Annotated in this window: 19 protein-coding genes and 1 pseudogene; 17 read left to right on the plus strand and 3 right to left on the minus strand. The window is 57.4% G+C overall.

Annotation, left to right across the window (positions count from 1 at the left end):
- The first annotated feature begins 124 nt into the window (after positions 1-124).
- The 5 genes from ACTJJN_RS05765 to ACTJJN_RS05785 all read left to right on the plus strand — a co-directional run bounded on the left by ACTJJN_RS05765 (position 125) and on the right by ACTJJN_RS05785 (position 5,116).
- Entirely contained in the window at positions 125-691 is a 567-nt protein-coding gene (locus ACTJJN_RS05765; RefSeq protein ID WP_088512538.1) for an SLATT domain-containing protein, read from the plus strand.
- Positions 688-2,052, plus strand: a complete 1,365-nt coding sequence (locus ACTJJN_RS05770; protein WP_085706262.1) for a reverse transcriptase domain-containing protein — start codon at positions 688-690, stop codon at positions 2,050-2,052. Before ACTJJN_RS05765 ends, ACTJJN_RS05770 begins: the two co-directional genes overlap by 4 nt.
- 172 nt (positions 2,053-2,224) lie before the next feature.
- A complete protein-coding gene (locus ACTJJN_RS05775; RefSeq protein ID WP_088512243.1) occupies positions 2,225-3,721 on the plus strand; it encodes an FRG domain-containing protein in 1,497 nt (498 codons plus the stop codon).
- A gap of 599 nt (positions 3,722-4,320) precedes the next feature.
- Positions 4,321-4,713 (plus strand): hypothetical protein, encoded by a 393-nt coding sequence (locus ACTJJN_RS05780; RefSeq protein ID WP_088512244.1) that lies wholly within the window; start codon positions 4,321-4,323, stop codon positions 4,711-4,713.
- 13 nt (positions 4,714-4,726) lie between these two features.
- Positions 4,727-5,116 carry a hypothetical protein gene (locus tag ACTJJN_RS05785; protein ID WP_088512245.1) on the plus strand — a complete coding sequence of 130 codons (390 nt, stop codon included), beginning with the start codon at positions 4,727-4,729 and terminating at the stop codon, positions 5,114-5,116.
- A 125-nt stretch (positions 5,117-5,241) separates the two neighbouring features.
- On the opposite strand, the gene ACTJJN_RS05790 is transcribed toward ACTJJN_RS05785, so the two are convergent.
- The gene (locus ACTJJN_RS05790) at positions 5,242-5,742 is read right to left on the minus strand and encodes a hypothetical protein (protein WP_088512246.1); all 501 of its coding nucleotides are present in this window, start codon (positions 5,740-5,742) and stop codon (positions 5,242-5,244) included.
- Between the two features lie 723 nt (positions 5,743-6,465).
- Here ACTJJN_RS05790 and ACTJJN_RS05795 point away from each other — a divergent pair.
- The 4 genes from ACTJJN_RS05795 to ACTJJN_RS05810 all read left to right on the plus strand — a co-directional run bounded on the left by ACTJJN_RS05795 (position 6,466) and on the right by ACTJJN_RS05810 (position 9,362).
- Positions 6,466-6,846: a helix-turn-helix domain-containing protein gene (locus ACTJJN_RS05795; protein WP_440781094.1), complete on the plus strand. Its 381-nt coding sequence runs from the start codon at positions 6,466-6,468 to the stop codon at positions 6,844-6,846.
- 146 nt (positions 6,847-6,992) lie between these two features.
- A complete protein-coding gene (locus tag ACTJJN_RS05800; RefSeq protein WP_129932661.1) occupies positions 6,993-7,916 on the plus strand; it encodes a LysR substrate-binding domain-containing protein in 924 nt (307 codons plus the stop codon).
- Positions 7,917-8,092: 176 nt separating this feature from the next.
- The gene (locus ACTJJN_RS05805) at positions 8,093-9,010 is read left to right on the plus strand and encodes a LysR substrate-binding domain-containing protein (protein WP_088512248.1); all 918 of its coding nucleotides are present in this window, start codon (positions 8,093-8,095) and stop codon (positions 9,008-9,010) included.
- Entirely contained in the window at positions 9,003-9,362 is a 360-nt protein-coding gene (locus ACTJJN_RS05810) for an MmcQ/YjbR family DNA-binding protein (RefSeq protein ID WP_047605158.1), read from the plus strand. Before ACTJJN_RS05805 ends, ACTJJN_RS05810 begins: the two co-directional genes overlap by 8 nt.
- 58 nt (positions 9,363-9,420) lie before the next feature.
- On the opposite strand, the gene ACTJJN_RS05815 is transcribed toward ACTJJN_RS05810, so the two are convergent.
- On the minus strand, positions 9,421-9,834 hold the full coding sequence (locus ACTJJN_RS05815) for a DUF1294 domain-containing protein (RefSeq protein WP_003253909.1): 414 nt from the start codon (positions 9,832-9,834) through the stop codon (positions 9,421-9,423).
- Entirely contained in the window at positions 9,827-10,657 is an 831-nt protein-coding gene (locus ACTJJN_RS05820) for an undecaprenyl-diphosphate phosphatase (protein ID WP_003253910.1), read from the minus strand. Before ACTJJN_RS05820 ends, ACTJJN_RS05815 begins: the two co-directional genes overlap by 8 nt.
- A gap of 390 nt (positions 10,658-11,047) precedes the next feature.
- Here ACTJJN_RS05820 and mcpP point away from each other — a divergent pair.
- The 8 genes and pseudogenes from mcpP to ACTJJN_RS05860 form a co-directional block, all read left to right on the plus strand.
- Positions 11,048-11,719, plus strand: a pseudogene (gene mcpP / locus ACTJJN_RS05825) (methyl-accepting chemotaxis protein McpP); the annotation flags it as partial.
- Between the two features lie 138 nt (positions 11,720-11,857).
- The gene (locus tag ACTJJN_RS05830; protein WP_404940839.1) at positions 11,858-12,592 is read left to right on the plus strand and encodes a methyl-accepting chemotaxis protein; all 735 of its coding nucleotides are present in this window, start codon (positions 11,858-11,860) and stop codon (positions 12,590-12,592) included.
- Positions 12,593-13,117: 525 nt separating this feature from the next.
- Positions 13,118-13,684 (plus strand): nicotinamide riboside transporter PnuC, encoded by a 567-nt coding sequence (pnuC, locus tag ACTJJN_RS05835; RefSeq protein ID WP_088512249.1) that lies wholly within the window; start codon positions 13,118-13,120, stop codon positions 13,682-13,684.
- Positions 13,681-14,250, plus strand: coding sequence for an AAA family ATPase (locus ACTJJN_RS05840; RefSeq protein WP_012052564.1), 570 nt, complete (start codon positions 13,681-13,683; stop codon positions 14,248-14,250). The genes pnuC and ACTJJN_RS05840 overlap by 4 nt, the downstream gene beginning before the upstream one ends.
- Before the next feature lie 297 nt (positions 14,251-14,547).
- The gene (locus tag ACTJJN_RS05845) at positions 14,548-14,985 is read left to right on the plus strand and encodes a hypothetical protein (RefSeq protein WP_003253914.1); all 438 of its coding nucleotides are present in this window, start codon (positions 14,548-14,550) and stop codon (positions 14,983-14,985) included.
- Position 14,986: 1 nt separating this feature from the next.
- A complete protein-coding gene (locus ACTJJN_RS05850) occupies positions 14,987-15,565 on the plus strand; it encodes a hypothetical protein (RefSeq protein ID WP_012052565.1) in 579 nt (192 codons plus the stop codon).
- A 49-nt stretch (positions 15,566-15,614) separates the two neighbouring features.
- Positions 15,615-17,066, plus strand: a complete 1,452-nt coding sequence (locus ACTJJN_RS05855) for a hypothetical protein (protein ID WP_012052566.1) — start codon at positions 15,615-15,617, stop codon at positions 17,064-17,066.
- 61 nt (positions 17,067-17,127) lie between these two features.
- Positions 17,128-17,808, plus strand: coding sequence for a C39 family peptidase (locus ACTJJN_RS05860; protein WP_012052567.1), 681 nt, complete (start codon positions 17,128-17,130; stop codon positions 17,806-17,808).

The raw sequence follows: 17,808 nt of genomic DNA on the forward strand, positions 1-17,808 counted from the left end.
GCGAGGGCGGTTCTGATAATAAACAGTTTCGGCTGTTGGGCTTCGGCCCGCTGATCCCATTAGGGATGTTCAACGGTACTCAAATCCTCCCACCCCTTCTCCCCTTTTCTATGGAGAGATGTGCGTGAAAAAGGACAACGTCTGGTTCACTTACAAGGCGCGAATTCAGGCTCATAAACGCCTAGAGTGGCTGGACTTTCACTCACAGCTCTTGCTGGTTTGGTATGCGATTCTAAGCACGGCCCTGGGGGTGCTAACCATACGACACAGCACAGTGCTGGGCCCCGACACTGATGTCATGGCGACCATTCTATCCGTCGCGCTGCTGGGCATCTCACTCGCGGTAGCGAATCGGGATTTCCGAGGTCGTGCGATGCTGATGCGTACGAATTATCTGGAGCTGCAGAAGCTTCATCGTGATTTGCCCAACGAGTCATCTGAACCTGACGCCCCGAAGCCCACACCTGCGCAGGTAAACCGCTACAACGAATTGCTCGCTGAGTCCGAAAATCATCGAGAGATCGACGATCGCATAGCGCGGGTGTTCGCAACTGGGCTTACCAGTCGAGTTCCAACGGGTTTCGAGTACTTCAATGCAGTGTTCTGGCTGACGATGCGCTTTTTGATCACGACGATGCTTTATGCACTGCCTGTGGTAGTCGGGCTTTACTCGTTTTGGAACAAGCCATGAGCGCGGCCCTGAGTTTCAAAAAGCGCTTCAGCCGTGAGCACCTTTTGGAAATCTACACCGAGAAAATCAAGCAATCTGGTGCAATCGGGCTCGACCGTATGCGCCCGGCTAACCTCAACAAGATTCTGAGTGCGGAAATCGACCACATTCACGAAAAGGTTCACCAGGGTGAGTACCGCTTCACCGCCTACAAGGAAAAACTGATACTCAAAGGGGCATCATCTCTTCCCAGGCAGATATCCATCCCCACAGCCCGAGACCGTATCGTCCTGCGCGCGCTCTGCAATTGCCTCTCTGACGTGTTCCCCCTTGCGAAACTCACACTCCCTCAGACCGTCATCGACTCGCTGAAAAAAGCCCTCGACTCAGGCGCTTACGCTGAATACGCCAAAATCGATCTGAAAACGTTCTATCCATCCATTCCCCATGACCTTGTAGCCTCGGCAACAAAGAAAAAGATCAGAAAACCAGAGCTTCGCAAGCTGATCAGCAGCGCCCTCACCACGCCCACTGTGCCTGAATCCAGGGGAGGTAAAGGTGCTGATCGACCTACTATTGGCGTACCGCAGGGCCTGGCAATCTCCAACGTACTTGCAGAGATTGCCTTGCAAAGCATTGATGCCACCTTTGGATCAAGGCCGGGCATTTGGTACAAGCGCTACGTGGATGACATCCTGATCCTCGCGCCCGCAGGCTTGGCACGCTCAACAGCGAATGAGCTGATTACCCAGCTAAAGGGGTTGAAGCTCAACCCTCATGACTTTGGGCCTGAGTCGAAATCCAAAGTCGCGCCACTGACTGAGCCCTTCAGTTTCTTGGGTTATCAGATTGAGAGCGGCAACGTACTGATACGTCACGAGAGCATCCTGAGATTCGAAGCATCGGTGGCCAAGATCTTCACTGCTTACCGTCACAAGTTGCTGACCGCCCGTAGCATGGCAGATAAAGAGCGTGCGCTTGCCTATTGCCAATGGAAGCTCAACCTCAGGATCACCGGTTGCATTTTCAAGGGCAAGCGGCTCGGCTGGGCAGCCTACTTCTCGCAGATCACCACGACTGCACAACTACGCTCCGTGAATCACACCATCAGGAAGCTTACCGATCGATTCTGTCCTGGCGGCGAGATTCACCCAAAGTCGCTGATCAAGACCTATTACGAGCTTCAACGAGGCATGAAGGCAGGCGATGGGTACATTCCAAACCTTGACGCTCTCACGGTGCCCCAGAAGCGCGAGAAGCTCGCTATGTGGCTTGGCGCAGAAGCGGCAAAATTGAGCGATTCAGAGGTCGAACGCCGCTTTGAGATCAAAGCCAGTAAAGCGGTGCGGGAGCTGGAGGAAGATATCGCACAAACCTCCTGAAGCTGGCGTTTGGGCCCAGATCAATTCCTACTCTGAATTTGCCGTGGCTAGCAGTCACCCGCGCAGTGGCTTGATGCTCCACGGCAAATAATTCAGGTTACGGGCTTAGTGAACAAACTGGTGCAAGGCGGTCAAACTATCGACTGCATAATTTGATATATGGATATCATCGATGACAGTATTTAAAGCAGCGAACGTAGAAGACGCAGTTGCGCTTGCTGAGAGTTTCAAAGCCGAAGGACGCTACGATTGGTTTCGAGGACAGCTCCGCGAGTGGATGCCAAGTTCGTCGCTGGAGCGCAAAGTACTTCACGACCCGGTCGCTAAATCTCAGCTTGATGAGAAGCTGCTGAGGTTCACGAACTGGGTGATCGAGCAGCCAGCTCTCGCTTATCTTGCAGAGGAAGAGCACGTCGATTCTCTATTCGCTGTGCTTCAGCATTATGGATTCCCTACGAACTATATTGACTTTAGCACCGAACCTACAATTGCAGGCTTCTTTGCATCTGACACTCAATCTCCACCCGAGGAGCCTGGCAATTGCGTTATCTACTGCCTAGATACTTCAGACCTTAAAGAATTTTATAGTCATCTGCCCCCTTCGGTTGAAGGAATAGCACTTATTGCAGAGCCAGTGACGGTTAACGTCCCTAATCTTTGGAGGCTGGAATCACAGCACGGTCACTTCTTGTTCGCGAATCATCCATGGTATCAGATTTACGACATGGATAGAATCGTATTCCCTTGGAGTGGTGCTCCAGCCTTCCCATCGCGCGAACAGATATACCCTTCACACAAGAGCGCCTTGGAGCAAACACTCGACACGTATTTCTTCAATGAGCGACGCATAGAGAACCATGCCATGCTCCGTGCCATAGCAGAAGAGCAAGGAAAGCAAAGCCTGTTCCGCAATATCTATATCGAGACGCCCGAAACCTACGACTCAGATTCATTCGTCGCTCCGCTGAGCCCCACCGCGCAATGGAGCGACGAGGCACTCGAACCATGGCGAGTAAATCCAAACGAACAATTTTATTCGACCGTTGGCCGCCATATGCCTTTGCCCCTTCGTAACGGGGCCACAGCCCCCAGTCTTGCCGATCAGGTGAAACATTCGATAAGAGGGGCACTGAACACTCAACGAGGGCTTCGAGCCCAAGCAGTAGAGTGGATCTTTACCGGGCTTCCCGAGGAAGTCGACGAGGCGTTGCTGAGATCTACGGCTCGTCAAGCATGGAACGGTATGCGAAATCTCCCCTATACGAATGAAGACATCGCCTGTGCCATTTCTGCTTTGATTAACTTTTGCTCAATTCCAGATTGTTATTCGCCTGAAGGCTATAAGGTTGACAGGGCATTCCAGGAGTGGATCCCGGACGCCATATACATCGAATTTGGTTACCAGGGCGATTCGTACTCCAAAGCATACTGCTCAGCTAGCCAAATGTTTAACGCATTAGATCCGGCATGGATTTCAAGTCTTAAAGACCCGGGATCGGTGCTCTCGATAGTAGGAGCGTTTCGTAAAACTCACGACCCTCGCCTGATGTTCGACTTCAGTCAGCTATCGAGCATTTTCGCTCGCGAGATCATTCCATCGCAGTTAGCCATGAAACGGTCTTTGGTGCTGTATAACCCAGCTGACCTAGTTGTCCTTAATATTTCATAGCACATTCACTAACGACAGTCGACAGTCATCGGCTTCGGCTTCGGCTTCGGCTTCGGCTTCGGCTTCGGCTTCGGCTTCGGCTTCGGCAGTTGGTGAGATGCTGGCTCTCGATTAAGCAACAGTCAGAGAGACGGCGTTTTGAGCGTTCAAAATGGGAGGCGAGGATGGCGCTTGCAATGAGTCAGCAAGCGCCTTCCGAGCGGCAAGTTGGCACAAAATATTTTCACCGCCGCAACTCTTGCCAACATAATCTCTCCTTTGAAATTCGACCCACCTGCTGGAAAACTTGAGTTACGCCCCAAAGCTGTTAACGGCAATTTTATAGCCTACTAAGCTCGCCAAACTTACTGGCACCTTGCCATTCTCCACGTAGGCATCTACCCCCACAAATAACCTTGCTTATACAGCTATATCTTTGCTCAACACCACACAGAAATATCCAACGAGCAAAAGTTACGATCAACGATTTACTGATATATTGAAAACCGCACCTCCCACCTTAACTTTCGCGCAGGAAGCACAATCAAAAACCCATGCTACCCTGAGTTCATCCACGGACATCTAGCCCGCCTCACCGTGAACACGAGGTATCAGTCAGAATGATCACTCTCACGCAAATCAAGCTTCATGACAGGAGCACTCTTCGTCGCTTAGGCGTGCTGAATGAAGAGACCGTCAAGCATAAGGTCGATGCCACCTGTGCCCAGGTGGGTATATGGGGAAGCCTGTATGCCTTCAATGCCTTCCTCTCGATCACCAAAGAGCCCATCACAGCCTTCACGAGCTGGAAAGATCTGAAGGCTTTCCGGGGGTTCTTGAGCGTCGAGATGAATGTGGATGACAACGAGGCCTGGCATATCATGCGACCGATCACTGCGGCTCTTTTCCCATCCGTTGACGAGGCGAGTAAGGCCGCCGATCAGCTCTGTGATGAGCCGGTAGCATTGCAAAGAATCATACGTTGCGCTGTCACCCTGCAAGCGGACGATTGAAGAATACCAGTCAATGTTTGAGTGCCAAGATCCAAACATTGGCATCCACGTTGATTTTGGTCAGCTTCGCGCCTTGCTTGGTGAGGATGACATTAGCTACTTTAGCGAACTGCTAGCGAAGCATCTGAGAACCACATCCCACGTTTACGCCCAAGGATTTGGCAGTTGCATTTACGGCATTATGCAAGGACTCGTGTACGAGAATCCTGGGAAACCACTACCGGAGCTGCGTCTTGACAAGGAAAGAACTAAGGCCTTCGTAAGGCAGGTGGAAAATCAGGCAGTAGATCAGGTACTGAAGGCGGGGTACTCGATCGAGCAGGCGTTTGAGAATCGCGAGGTCATCAGGGATTTGATTTCAAAATTCTTTATAACTAATGGATTTCTTTCCGCCTCGAAGTGAGGGAGGCTGGTTGGGGCTCATATTGATGAGCTCCAACCAGTGGATTGCAATGCACATGCAAGACTGGACAATGATTCACTTCCACTACATGTAACACCAAGAAGGAGCCTCCAGATACTATGGCGCTATGGCTTTTCGATGAGCTTGAGCATGTCGTCATACGCCTCGTCTAGTGCATCTTCCTCACTGTCCATGTTATAAATTTCACTTAGAGAAGGTCGAGGGTCTTCTTGAGCCTCTTCATCGGCCTCTGCATCGCAATTTTCAAAATCGTAATCGTCGGTGTCCATCTCTTCGCTGGAAATCTGAGACTGATTACCCGCTGACGCATCTACAGCCGCCGGCTCAGAACTGAAAAGGCCTTGCACCACGGCATCAGCCTTAGCGCTACCCTGAGCAACCTCCTGGGCGAGGTCTACCGGCTTAGTAACGATCGCATTGTTGATGGCCGCCCACGCTTTAACCCCCTCCCCGCTCTGCTGCAGCCCCTGACGCTCCAAAGCCTTCTTCATCAGGCCTGCTGCGACATCAGGGTCATACTCTTTCTCAAGATCGCTGTACTGGGTGTAATGGGTCACCAGATTAGCCGTACCGCTAGGTTTGTTTGAGCTGGAATCATCTGCCATGGCTTATCCTCTCGTATGGAGTGTTGGGGGGAGGTGGGTTGCTGCTTGCTGATTGCTGGTAATGCCCTCTGCCCTACAAGCAGAAGCGGGTGACTCCACGTGGGCTAAACATCCTGAAAGATGGCCTCGGACGTATCCCTAAGCTAAGGGTAGTTGACACCCGGCTGGGAGATGCCATATCACGTCGAACGGTACGAGAATCTCCGGGCTTGCGGGAAATCCCTGCGCAGGCCAGCAGCCCGACAGCGGCGATAACTGATACTTGAAGCTCTTGAATCGGGATTGGCGACATCAGCCCCCTAGACCGGCGCTAATCTGCACCGGGGGACGTATTAGCTTAGAAAGGATCAGCCGAAGGGGGTATGGCGCCTTACTTCTCACAACTGCTCATAGGCTCTTTCGGAGGCTTCATGGGCCTCTACTGGCACTCCTCGGAAACAGCGCTCCGGGTATTAGCGTCACGCAAATGCCCTGTGGACGTTATTAGTGCTACACGTTGATGTGTTGGTACTCTCGAGAGATTTTCTTTCCACTCCCCGTCAGAATCGCACCTTTAGGTTTTTCTTATGGGAACAGCCCAAAGGCCATAGGGTCAGCTCTTCAGATCAAGGGACGGAGGAAGTCAAAGGTCATCTGATCTAGACACCAGAGGTGGACTGTCCGGAAAACTTTGCCGCAGCCTTGCAATTGCTTCGTACCCGCCGCGAGTAATCGCAGCAGGATTTGGCAGAGGCCATCGACCCTAGCTACATTAGTCGTCTCGAAGCGGGTGCTCGATCTGTGACGCTAGACGTTAGCCAAGAGCTGGCGAAAGCACTGGGAGTGGATCCTTTGACCTTGCTGACGGTCGCTTACGCTGCAGAGCGCGGACAGACACCGCAACAGGTTTTGGATCACCTTGTAAAAGACCCTGAGTCCACGGGTTTGCTCTGCAGCGAGATACCGGCGCTGCCGTCGAAGACGCCACACCCAAATGTCGCGGCATCCCGGGAGTTGAGAGAGCAAATCAAAGAGCTCGTCGATCAAGGCTATAGCCAGGCCGAGGTGGCTAGGAGGCTGGGGATTTCACGGCAAACCGTCAGCAATCGCCTGAAGAAGTCGTGAAGCTCAGCGTACAAGTGTCATGACTCAGAGCCCAGCGGCGTGGCTGACCTTCATACCCCGATTGTGAACGGATACAGGCCTAGGACGACTCAGGCATAATGCATGCCCTGCATGCCTAGCTCCCTATGTCCTAAGGTCGTCCGAAAGTGGCTATTGGTGAACCCCGAAATTTGAATGACCTCTTCTATTTCGCGAAGGTCGTGGAGGCTGGTGGTTTCGCTGCGGCAGGCCGCCTGCTTGGCATCCCAAAGTCAAGGTTATCCCGCCGTATCGCGGAATTGGAGGAGCGGCTCAACGCTCGCCTCCTTCAACGCACAACACGCAAGTTGCAGCTCACTGCTTTAGGTGAACGGTACCTGCGCCACTGCCAGGCAATGCTCTTGGAAGCTGAGCAAGCCGATGAAGTGGTTGCCAGCGCAACCAGTGAGCCACGGGGCCCACTACGGGTGAGTAGCCCGGTCGGTTTGGCGAATCAATTCTTAAATCCACTGGTTCGTGATTTCCTCACCCGGTACCCACAAGTCCAGCTCGATCTGCTATTGGTCAATCGCCGAGTCGACTTGATCAATGAAGGTATCGATGTCGCGCTGCGCGTTCGCGAAGCCGAAGATGAAGAGCCAAATCTCGTCACCAAGCGCTTGCGTGAGGCTCGTACGGAGGTTGTGGCTTCTCCGGATTTCCTTGCCGCCCACCCTGTTTGTCACCCCAAAGAACTCATGGCTCTGCCCTTCCTGGGGGCTTTAGACTCTGACCGGCTGGCCAGAATGCGCTTGTTCAACCAGGCCGGCGAGCGGTACGAGATCGCTATGCCTGCCCGTTTGGGTGTCGAAGACTTCATCATGCGTAAGGAAGCGGCGCTGGGTGGTCTGGGCTTCACGGTTTTGCCGTTAATGCACTGTGAGAGCGAACTGGCCAGCGGAGAGCTTGTTCGCATGCTTCCTGATTGGCATTGCGCCCCTGCGTGGCTCCAGGCGGTCTACCCGCACAGGCGTGGAGTGTTGCCGGCTGTCAGGGCTTGGTTGGATCACCTGGCACATGCGTTCGATCGCTGTGGTGACCGGCCTCTGTAAAAGGTGATGTTGCGTCCTTAGCCAATGCGTTGCTTTCAGCATTTGGAGAGCTCCACCAGCCTCTCCTCCTCGGCTATTCTAATCTCAATCAATGAGCCTGATCAAAGTCCTGATTTTGATCATTCGTCAAAAGCAAAATTCTTCTATCCCGTTGATCGATAAAGGAAATATCAGTTTTGATCAATGGTTTCTCTAGGAAAACAGGTCACCTCTTCTACTTCGCGCGCGTCGTCGAAGCCGGCGGATTCGCCGCCGCCGGGCGCCAGCTGGGTATCCCCAAGTCGCGCCTGTCGCGGCGTATCGCCGAGCTCGAAGAGCGCCTGGGCACACGCCTGTTGCAGCGCACCACACGGCAACTCAAGCTCACCGCAGTAGGTGAACGTTACTTGCATCATTGTCAGGCCATGCTGCTGGAGGCCGAAGCCGCCGACGAAACCGTGGCCAGCATGAGCAGTGAACCGCGCGGGCGTTTGCGGGTTTCCTGCCCGGTGGCACTGGCACACGCCTTCCTGCCGGATGTGATCAGCCGCTTTCTCGAGCAGTACCCGCTGGTGCAACTGGACATGGTATTGCTCAACCGCCGGGTCGACCTGATTTCCGAAGGCATTGACGTAGCGTTGCGCGTACGCGATCTGGGCGACGAAGACCCGGCCCTGGTCACCCGCCGCCTGCGCCAGGCACAAATGCAACTGGTGGCTGCACCCGGTTTTGCCGACCACATTCGCGAACCGGGCGAGCTGGCATCATTGCCCGTGCTGGGCGCAGCCGAAGCGGACCGGCTGGTACACTTCCGCCTGTTCGGCCCCCATGGCAAGCAGCAGGAAATAGCGCTGGAGCCACGCTTGGCGATCGATGATTTCGTAGTACGTAACGCTGCTGTACGTGCCGGGCTGGGGTTCACTGCGCTGCCCAGCATGTTCTGTGAAGAGGAACTGGAACGCGGCGAACTGGTGCGCCTGCTGCCAGACTGGTCGCTGCCGGGTGGCTACCTGCAGGCGGTTTACCCACACCGGCGCGGCCTGCTGCCTGCGGTCCGAGTGTGGATCGATCACCTGGCGGCGTCATTCGAGGCTTGTGGAGAGCGGTATGTCTGAACGGAAGATGAGCGAGGCCCAGGTGGCGGCATTTTGTCTGAGCCTGCCGGGGGCGCGGGAAGACTACAAATGGGGCGGCATCCGAGTGTTTTCGGTGGCAGAAAACAAGATGTTCGCGGTGCTCGACCTGGCGGGTGCCGGGTTGTCGTTCAAGGTAGCCGACGAGCTGTTTCTGGGTTATTGCGATCGCCCCGGGATACGGCCGGCGCCGTACCTGGCGCGGGCGCGATGGGTCAGCATGGCGCCGCCCTACCCCATGGGGCGTGATGAACTGTGTGAGGTGTTGCAGCGGTCGCACCAGCTGGTCGTGCGTCGGTTGCCCAAGCGGTTGCAGGTGGGGTTGGTCATGTGATCTACCTGTACCGGCCCTTTCGCGGCATTACCCGCAAAGAGGCCGGCACAACTGCACATCAACCAAGGGGCAGATAACGCCCGTCAAGAAACAGCCAGTCTGCCCAGAACACCTGGTGCAGCAGCACAATCCCCCAGCACACCAACTGGAACGACACCTTGCGGGTCTTGTGCCGAAACAGCTGCTGCGCCAACAGCGCCCCCGGCCAACCACCGAGTAACTCGCTGGCATGCAGCACTTTCTCGGGTGTACGCCAGGCCTGGTTACGTGCCTGCTGCTTGTCCTGCCAATACAGCAACAGGCTGATCAGGCTCATGGCCGGGTACAACGCCAACGGCCACCAGGCCTGATCGTTCCAGGCCATGCGCGCCGCCCCCAGGCCGGGCAACAGGCAAAGCACGCCCAACAGCAGCAGCTTCAGGCGCACATTGCGCACGCCTTCAGCCCGTTGCCCACGCAGCGCCTCAGCCATGTGCCGTGGACCAGTCAACCCAACCGAACTGCCAGGTCGCCAGAATGAACAGGCCGAACACAATGCGATACCAGGCAAATGCCGCGTAACTATGGTTGGCAATGAACTTGAGCAACGCCCGTACGGCAATCATGGCGAAGATGAACGAGGTCACGAAGCCGAGCGCGAACACCGGCAGATCGCCGGGCTGGAACAAGTCACGGTATTTATAGCCCGAATATACCGCCGCACCGACCATGGTCGGCATTGCCAGGAAGAACGAGAACTCGGTCGCTGCCTTGCGCGACAGGCCGAACAGCAGGCCACCGATAATGGTCGAACCGGAGCGCGACGTGCCCGGGATCATCGCCAGGCACTGGATGAAGCCTATTTTCAGCGCATGGCTCCAGCGCATGTCGTCCACATGGTCCACCTCCACACGGTGCTCACGGCGCTCGGCCCAGAGCATGATGACGCCACCCACCACCAGTGCCGCCGCCACGGTGACGGGGTTGAACAGATATTCGTGAATAAGGTCGGCGAACAGCACACCCAGGACCACCGCCGGCATGAACGCCAGCAGCAGGTTGCCCGTGAAGCGGCGCGCCTTGGGCTGGTGGGTCAGGCCGAAGACCACTTCGAAAATCTTGCTGCGAAACTCCCACACCACCGCCAGGATCGCCGCCAGCTGAATGATGATGTTGAAAGCCATGGCCCGTTCGCCGCCAAAACCGATCAGGTCGGCGACGATAATCTGGTGACCGGTACTGGAGATCGGCAGAAACTCCGTCAGCCCTTCGACCACGCCTAAGATGATTGCCTGGAAGGCAGTCCAAAAATCCATCATTCCCCCGGATGGAGCTCTGCTTGTCGCAGGCCCCTTGTTCTTGATTTGCTTGAAATTGCCTTACACGGCCCGGCTGTTTTACAGCGACTGTTGGGCGCAACGCCAGCGGAAAAGTTCATGCCTGTTAAAGGTTTCATCTTGCGCGGCCGAAATCCTGATAGAGCCCCTTGGCAATTGCTTTACCCGGCCCGTTGCAGACTATCACCAACATAGCACTTAGCCATTAGTCGAGTGTGGGCTCGCTGCAAAGCATGCTTCGATGCACCTTAATAAAAAGAACAATGCGGGAGCTGATGGATGAACACTTTGAGATCGATGTCAATCAGTCAGCGCCTGTGGCTGATCCTTGTGGTGGCAGTGGCTATGCTGGTGGTACTGGGCCTGCTGATGCTGCGGCAGATCCATGGCGACCTGTACCAGGCCAAGGCAGAGAAAACCCGCCATGTGGTGCAAACCGCCGCGGGTGTGCTGGCCTATTACCAAGGCCTGGAAGCTGCCGGCACGCTCAGCCGCGAAGCCGCCCAGCAACAGGCGCTGCAAGTAGTGCGCGCGCTGCGCTACGACCATGACGACTATTTCTGGATCAACGACCTGGGGCCGAAGATGATCATGCATCCGGCCAACCCCAAGCTCGACGGCCAGGACCTTTCAGCCATCCGCGACCCCGATGGTTTCGCCGTGTTCAACGAAATGGTCGCCCTTGCCCGCCAGCAGGACGCCGGCCCGGTCAACTATCGCTGGCCCAAGCCCGGCGCCAGTGAGCCGGTAGCCAAGACCTCGTATATTCAGTTGTTCAAGCCGTGGGGCTGGATCATCGGTTCGGGCGTGTACGTCGATGACGTGCAGGCCGAATTCGCTCGCCAGTTGCGCGACGCTTCGCTGGTTGGTGTGGGCATTGCCCTGCTGATGGCGCTGGTGGTCATGCTGATCGCCCGCAGCATCGCCCGCCCGCTGCAGGAAGCGGTACAGGCGATGGGCAACATCGCCAGCGGCGAAAGCGACCTGACCCGGCGCCTGGACACCCATGGCAGCGACGAGATCACCCACCTGGGCGAGCACTTCAACCGCTTCAACGGCAAACTGCAAGGTGTCGTCGGCCAACTGCAAGGCGCGGCCCACGCATTGGCCCAGTCCGCCGGGCACGTCGGTGACAATGCGGGTGCCGCACAACAGCGCAGTGCCCAGCAATCGTTGCAGATGGACCAGGTGGCCACTGCAGTCAATGAGGTGACCTACGCCGTGCAGGACGTGGCCAAGACCGCTGAACAGGCCGCCGGAGAGATGCGGACGGCACAACAACAGGTGACGCACGGCCAGCAGGCCATCCACGGCAGCCTGGCGCAGATCGACCGCCTGTCGCTGACCATCGATGAGGCCGTACAGGTAATCCGCGACCTGGCCGGCCACAGCACGCGCATCGGCGGCGTGCTGGACGTGATTCGTTCCATTGCCGAACAGACCAACCTGCTGGCGCTGAATGCCGCCATCGAGGCTGCACGGGCTGGCGAGCAAGGCCGAGGCTTTGCCGTGGTCGCCGACGAGGTGCGCCTGCTGGCCCAGCGTACAGCACAATCGACGGCCGAGATTCATACCATGATCGAGCACCTGCAGAGTCAGTCGGACGCTGCGGTCAAGGCCATAGACACCAGCAGCGAGGCATCGCGCCAGACTGTCGAACAAGCCCGCGAGGCCGGCGCCAGCCTGGACGCCATCAACCAGGTGCTGAACAACCTCACCGCATTGAATGCCTCCATTGCCAGCGCCACCTTGCAGCAGTCGCATGTGGTCGAAGAGATCAACCGCAATGTGCTGGATACTGCCGGGTTGTCGCAGCAGACCGCCGATGCGGCGCGTCAGTCCAGCGATGCTGGGGTGGCATTGGGGCGGTTGAGCGAAGAGCTGGAGCAGTTGTTGCGGCAGTTCCGGGTCTGAGAACAAGCCCTTTGTGGGAGCGGGCATGCCTGCTCCCGCAGGTATCGAGTGACCTTCAAGCCTGCGCTGCACCTGTGGAAGCAACTGTCTTGCTCAATTTCTGAAAGCTGGCGCGATTGGAGTGGGAGCGGCCTTGTGTCNGACAATCTGCGCATCAAAGCCGAAATCCTGGGGCCGCTTTGCGGCCCAATCGCGACACAAGGCCGCTCCCACAGGGCGCGTGTAGCCCGCTGAAGGTCAGTGATGATACGCGTCATCTTCACCGGCAAAGCTGATTGACACACCACTGGATGGGTGGAGGGGAAGCAGAGTGACCAGGATGCGGCGGGGCGCTGGTAATCAAGGCGCCGCCGATCCTTTGTGGGCATGCCCGCGAAGGAAGCAACGCGGTGGATGGCACCGGCGCTGCCGGTGTTCGCGGGTAAACCCGCTCCTACAACCGGGGATCCCACCGCTGCGCCCTACACCTTCACCGGCCGACCCGCTACAATCTCGCCCCTTCCCCGTAGCCTCCAAGGATCGCCGATGTCCGGCCTTGAACTCATTGCCGCCCTCCTCGGCGTAACCGCTGTCTGGCTCACGGTCAAGCAGAACGCCTGGTGCTGGCCAATCGGCCTGGTCATGGTGCTGATTTATGGCTGGCTGTTCTACGAGGTAAAGCTGTACTCGGGCATGTTGCTGCAAGTGGCCTACGCCATCCTGCAACTGTACGGCTGGTGGCAATGGAAGCGCCCCGGCCACGCTGAAGACGCCCGTCAGGTCTCCCGCCTGCAACGCCCGGCACTGTTCACCGGCCTGGCCACCGGGGTGCTGCTGAGCGCCGCCCTGGGCGCGGCCATGGCCAACTGGACCGATGCCGCCCTGCCCTGGCTGGATGCCACCCTGACCGGATTCAGCCTGGTGGCGCAACTGTGGATGGCGCAGAAACGCCTGCAGTGCTGGCCCCTGTGGGTCGTGGTCGACATCATCTATGTGGGCCAATACCTGCATCAGCAGTTGTATTTCACCGCCGCCTTCTTCGCCGTGCTCACCCTGATTGCTGTACGCGGCTGGCTGGAATGGCGCCGCGACCCGGCGTTGGTACAGCCATGAGTGCGCCACAAGCAATGAAAGTGCTGGTACTGTGCGGCCCAGAATCCAGTGGCAAAAGCTGGCTTAGCGGGGTGATCCAGGCACATTTTGGTGGCGTGGTGGTGGGCGAGTACGTGCGCCATTTCATCGACCAGCAATGCCGTGACACCTGCTACGCCGATATTCCCGCCATCGCCCGCGGGCAACTGGCATGGGAGGACCGTGCGCGCGAGCTGGCGCCCCCACTGCTAATTCTGGACACCCACCTGCTGAGCAACATGCTCTGGAGCCAGGCACTGTTCGACGACTGCCCAACCTGGCTGGAAGAGGCACTGCTGGCACGGCGTTACGACCTGCACCTGTTGCTCAGCCCGCAAGGGGTGGACTGGATTGCCGATGGTCAGCGTTGCCAACCCGATCTCAGCGATCGTCAGCGCTTTTTCGACGACAGCCAGGCGTGGCTGAGGCGGCACAAACAGCCGCACCAAATACTCGATGGCAATTGGCCGCAACGCCAATTGCTGGCCTTGCAATCGGTTGCTATGCTGCTTGGTAGCGATGCGCCATCATGCCCAACCGAGTGTTAAACCACTGACACACTCCGGTGGGGCAAAGCCCCCGAAATTGCGGGGCTTGACCCTGTCCTGGGGGCAGTGTCAAGCCCGTGAAACACACTTGCAAAAACCCTTCCAATCAAGGCCACAGCTGACTTTGCCGGCAACGCGCAGGGCAAGCTGTTTCAAGCCTGAGACAACATGCGCCGCATTTTGTCAGCCTCTTGCCCTAACTATCTGATCTAAAAAAGATTCTAAAAAGCGGCACACCTTCTGCTCTGTCGTTCGCATCGCTGAACAGGGCCAGCGCTCAAAGAAGGAGTTGCCGTCGTGAGGAAACGTGACAAACGCCTCTATCACCTATTACTGGTGGGTTGTGTACTGGGGTCACTCAGCCTGACGGCTCAGGCGGACAAGGGGATCATCATCATCAAGCGCGATGTGCAGGTGCGCAACGCGACCATCCCCCCTCTGATCCCAGACCCGAGCCCTACCACTGTCAATGCCAACCCTTCTGCCCACGTGCTCAAGCAAACCAACGAGCTGAGCGATGGCGACTTCGCCGGCATCAGCAGCGGTGCAGGCATCAGCAACCTGGTCACCCAGCAGACCAACAACCTGGGTGGCAACCTCGGCAACCAGAACCAGCTTCCCAACTTGGCGGGCGGACGCGGCACGGGGTCGGGTAACGGTATCTCGAACATGGTCAACTCGAGCGTGCAGCGTGGCCTCGCGCCGCTGCAGATTCTGACCGGCGGGGGCAAGTGAGATGAAGCGCACACTGCTGATGCTGGCCGCCCTTTGCACTGCGCCGGCCTTTGCGCAATCCCTGGTTCCCGTCATCAACAACGCCGATATCGACAGTTCAGGCAGCCGCTATCAGGGCAACCTCTCTGTCAACCAGGCCGCTGGCGACAAACAGCAGCAAGTCAATGCGCGTGCCATCGCCGTCGGCCCCGAAGCCAATGCAAGCACCCAGATCCGGCAACGGCTCAACACGCCCGCCGACCCCGCGATGGACGCCCGCTCAACCATCCAGGGCAACGCTTTCAGCAACGGCAGCGGCGCCCTGGGGGTCAACCAGAGCGCAGGTGCCAACACCCAGCAAGCCAACGCACTGAACATCAGCATTGGCGCACAACCGCAAAGCATCGACGACAGCGTCCTCATGCAGCAGAACGTGGCGCTGATCAACAACTCAGGAGCAACTGACATTCCAGCAGGCTATCGCCAGGTCACCACCAGTGACCAGGCCTTCACCGGTAGCCGAGGGGTGATCCAGTTGAACCAGAGTGCCGGGGTGGGAAACCGAATGGCCAACACCTTGAGCATCCGGGTCGCGGATTGACCCTGCAGTTAAGAACGACACTTAACCTAATAGCGTACGGAGAATCACCATGAAACCCTCGATGGCAATCAAGCCTCTGGTTTTCGCAATTGCTGCGGTCATGGCTGTTGCTGTACAAGCTGGGCAAAATGATCGGCGTAATGACCACCATAACGGCCACCACAACAATGGTCATCACACGCCTCCACCCACCAAGATCCCTGTGTATGCAACGGCCAATGCCTGGGATACCCAAACCAGCACTCGCAACCGCATCTCCAATGAAGGCACCATCAACGAAGCCGAGATGAGTGACTCTGGCACCGGCTCCAGCGGCAACGTTGGCATAAACGTGGCGGCCGGTAACGGCAACCAGCAAGATAACGCCGCTGCCATTGCCAACGCAGGCTCCGACTCGAGCCTGGACAACAGCTTCGTGTTCGGCATGGCCAGTGCCACAGCTGACGTTGTGCAAACCAGCAGAAACAACCGGGTCGACAACTATTCGACCCAGTCTTCGGCTGTGATGAGCGGCTCGGCCAGCGGGGCTGAGGGCAACATTGGCATCAACGTTGCCGGTGGCGACCTCAACCAACAGAAAAACACCATGGCCATCGCCAACACCGGTGCCCCGCTGGGTAACGCCACTGCCACGGCTTCGGCCAATCAGGACGGCCCAGGCCTGATTGTAAACAACAGCGCCGACCGCACCTATCGGGTGGATACGATTACCATCACCAAATCGGCCAGCGGTTCAAGCTCGAAGGAAGGCAGCTTCAACTCGACCGACGACCGCAGCTCGTCTTCGAGCTTCAGCGTCGCCGGTGCGCAAAGCGCCAGTTCCAGCGGCTCCAGTGGCTGGAACGCCAGCGGCTCGCAATCCAGCAATGCCAGCGGCTCCCACAACTCGAGCGCAAGTGGCTCGTTCGGCTGGGATGCCAGTGGCTCTGCCAGCGGCAGCCACAGCGCCTCGAGCAGCGCCAGCCTGGCAGCTTCGCTGGACGCTGCAGCCAACGCCACGCGTACCTTTACCACCGATGATGGCCGTCGCGAGCGCACCCGCTCCAGCACCTTCGATGGTTCGCTGAGCGCGTCGCTGGATGTGTCGGTCGACAAGTCGCACGAAAGTGCATACGACTCGTCGTTCGAGAAAGCATTCGACTCCAACTACGACAAGGCGCATCAGTCGTCGTACGACAAGTCCAAAGAGTCTTCGTACACCAAGTCTCACGACTCTTCGTACGAGAATGCTTCGGCGTCTGAGTTCTCGAAGTCTGGCGAGCAATCAAAACAATCCTCGAACGACGTTTCGAAGAGCTACAGCGAAAGCAGCGCCTACGACTTGAGCAATACTGTGTCCTTCCAAGTGCTGACCCCGACCGGCTGGGCCAACCCAGTTACCAACACTGCAACCCTTAGCGGTTCGGTGAACGGTGGCAGCGGTAACCTGGGCGTGAACGTAGCAGCCGGTGTGGGCAACCAGCAAAGCAACTCGCTGGCCATCTCCAACACTTCGTTCTGACCGCTGTGCTTGAGGCCCCCTTCGGGGGGCCTTTCTTCAACACACCGTAAGGCATCCGATCATGCGTATTTTCGCCTTGGCGTTTTTGCTGTGCCTGGCCAGCGTGAGCGAAGCTGCACAAATGCCGCTGTCCGTCCTGCCGGGCGGCGCTGTGGTGTTCAAACCGATCCAGAGCTTGCGTGAACGTAAGTTCGCCGACCTGGTGCAACAAAAGACCGACTTCAGCTGCGGCGCCGCCGCGCTGGCGACCATCCTGCGCCAGGCGTACTGGCTGGATGTGGACGAACATCAGATCATCGAAGGCATGCTGGCCCACGCCGACCAGGACCTTGTGCGCACGCAAGGCTTCTCGATGCTCGACATGAAGCGCTACGTCGAAAGCCTCGGGATGCGTGCCCGCGGTTACCGGGTGGCACCTGAAACCCTGCACAGCGTACGCATTCCTGTCGTGGTGCTGATGGATGTGCGCGGCTACAAGCACTTCGTGGTCATGCAGAAAGTCGACAAAGGTTGGGTGTACATCGGTGATCCGGTGCTGGGCCACAGGCGATACAAGGTCGACGATTTCCTCAAGGGCTGGAACGGCATCATCTTCGCGGTGATCGGCCAGGGTTACGACAAGAACAACATCCTGCTCGACCCGCCCCTGCCACTGACCGCCAAGGGCCGGGTGAACAACTTCACCCCCGTGCAGGACGCAGAGCTGCTGGACTTCGGCTTCATCAGAAGCGACTTCTTCTAA

The organism is Pseudomonas sp. 22515 (assembly GCF_052044625.1).
Classification (GTDB): domain Bacteria; phylum Pseudomonadota; class Gammaproteobacteria; order Pseudomonadales; family Pseudomonadaceae; genus Aquipseudomonas; species Aquipseudomonas alloputida.

Excerpts from the sequence above, each read along its gene's own strand:
- ACTJJN_RS05815 (WP_003253909.1), bottom strand. The coding sequence starts at position 9,834 with ATGGCTGAGGCGCTGCGTGGGCAACGGGCTGAAGGCGTGCGCAATGTG.
- ACTJJN_RS05780 (WP_088512244.1), top strand. The coding sequence starts at position 4,321 with ATGATCACTCTCACGCAAATCAAGCTTCATGACAGGAGCACTCTTCGT.
- ACTJJN_RS05855 (WP_012052566.1), top strand. The coding sequence starts at position 15,615 with ATGAAACCCTCGATGGCAATCAAGCCTCTGGTTTTCGCAATTGCTGCG.
- ACTJJN_RS05840 (WP_012052564.1), top strand. The coding sequence starts at position 13,681 with ATGAGTGCGCCACAAGCAATGAAAGTGCTGGTACTGTGCGGCCCAGAA.
- pnuC (WP_088512249.1), top strand. The coding sequence starts at position 13,118 with ATGTCCGGCCTTGAACTCATTGCCGCCCTCCTCGGCGTAACCGCTGTC.
- ACTJJN_RS05860 (WP_012052567.1), top strand. The coding sequence starts at position 17,128 with ATGCGTATTTTCGCCTTGGCGTTTTTGCTGTGCCTGGCCAGCGTGAGC.
- ACTJJN_RS05850 (WP_012052565.1), top strand. The coding sequence starts at position 14,987 with ATGAAGCGCACACTGCTGATGCTGGCCGCCCTTTGCACTGCGCCGGCC.
- ACTJJN_RS05820 (WP_003253910.1), bottom strand. The coding sequence starts at position 10,657 with ATGGATTTTTGGACTGCCTTCCAGGCAATCATCTTAGGCGTGGTCGAA.
- ACTJJN_RS05785 (WP_088512245.1), top strand. The coding sequence starts at position 4,727 with ATGTTTGAGTGCCAAGATCCAAACATTGGCATCCACGTTGATTTTGGT.
- ACTJJN_RS05810 (WP_047605158.1), top strand. The coding sequence starts at position 9,003 with ATGTCTGAACGGAAGATGAGCGAGGCCCAGGTGGCGGCATTTTGTCTG.
- ACTJJN_RS05830 (WP_404940839.1), top strand. The coding sequence starts at position 11,858 with ATGGACCAGGTGGCCACTGCAGTCAATGAGGTGACCTACGCCGTGCAG.
- ACTJJN_RS05775 (WP_088512243.1), top strand. The coding sequence starts at position 2,225 with ATGACAGTATTTAAAGCAGCGAACGTAGAAGACGCAGTTGCGCTTGCT.
- ACTJJN_RS05790 (WP_088512246.1), bottom strand. The coding sequence starts at position 5,742 with ATGGCAGATGATTCCAGCTCAAACAAACCTAGCGGTACGGCTAATCTG.
- ACTJJN_RS05770 (WP_085706262.1), top strand. The coding sequence starts at position 688 with ATGAGCGCGGCCCTGAGTTTCAAAAAGCGCTTCAGCCGTGAGCACCTT.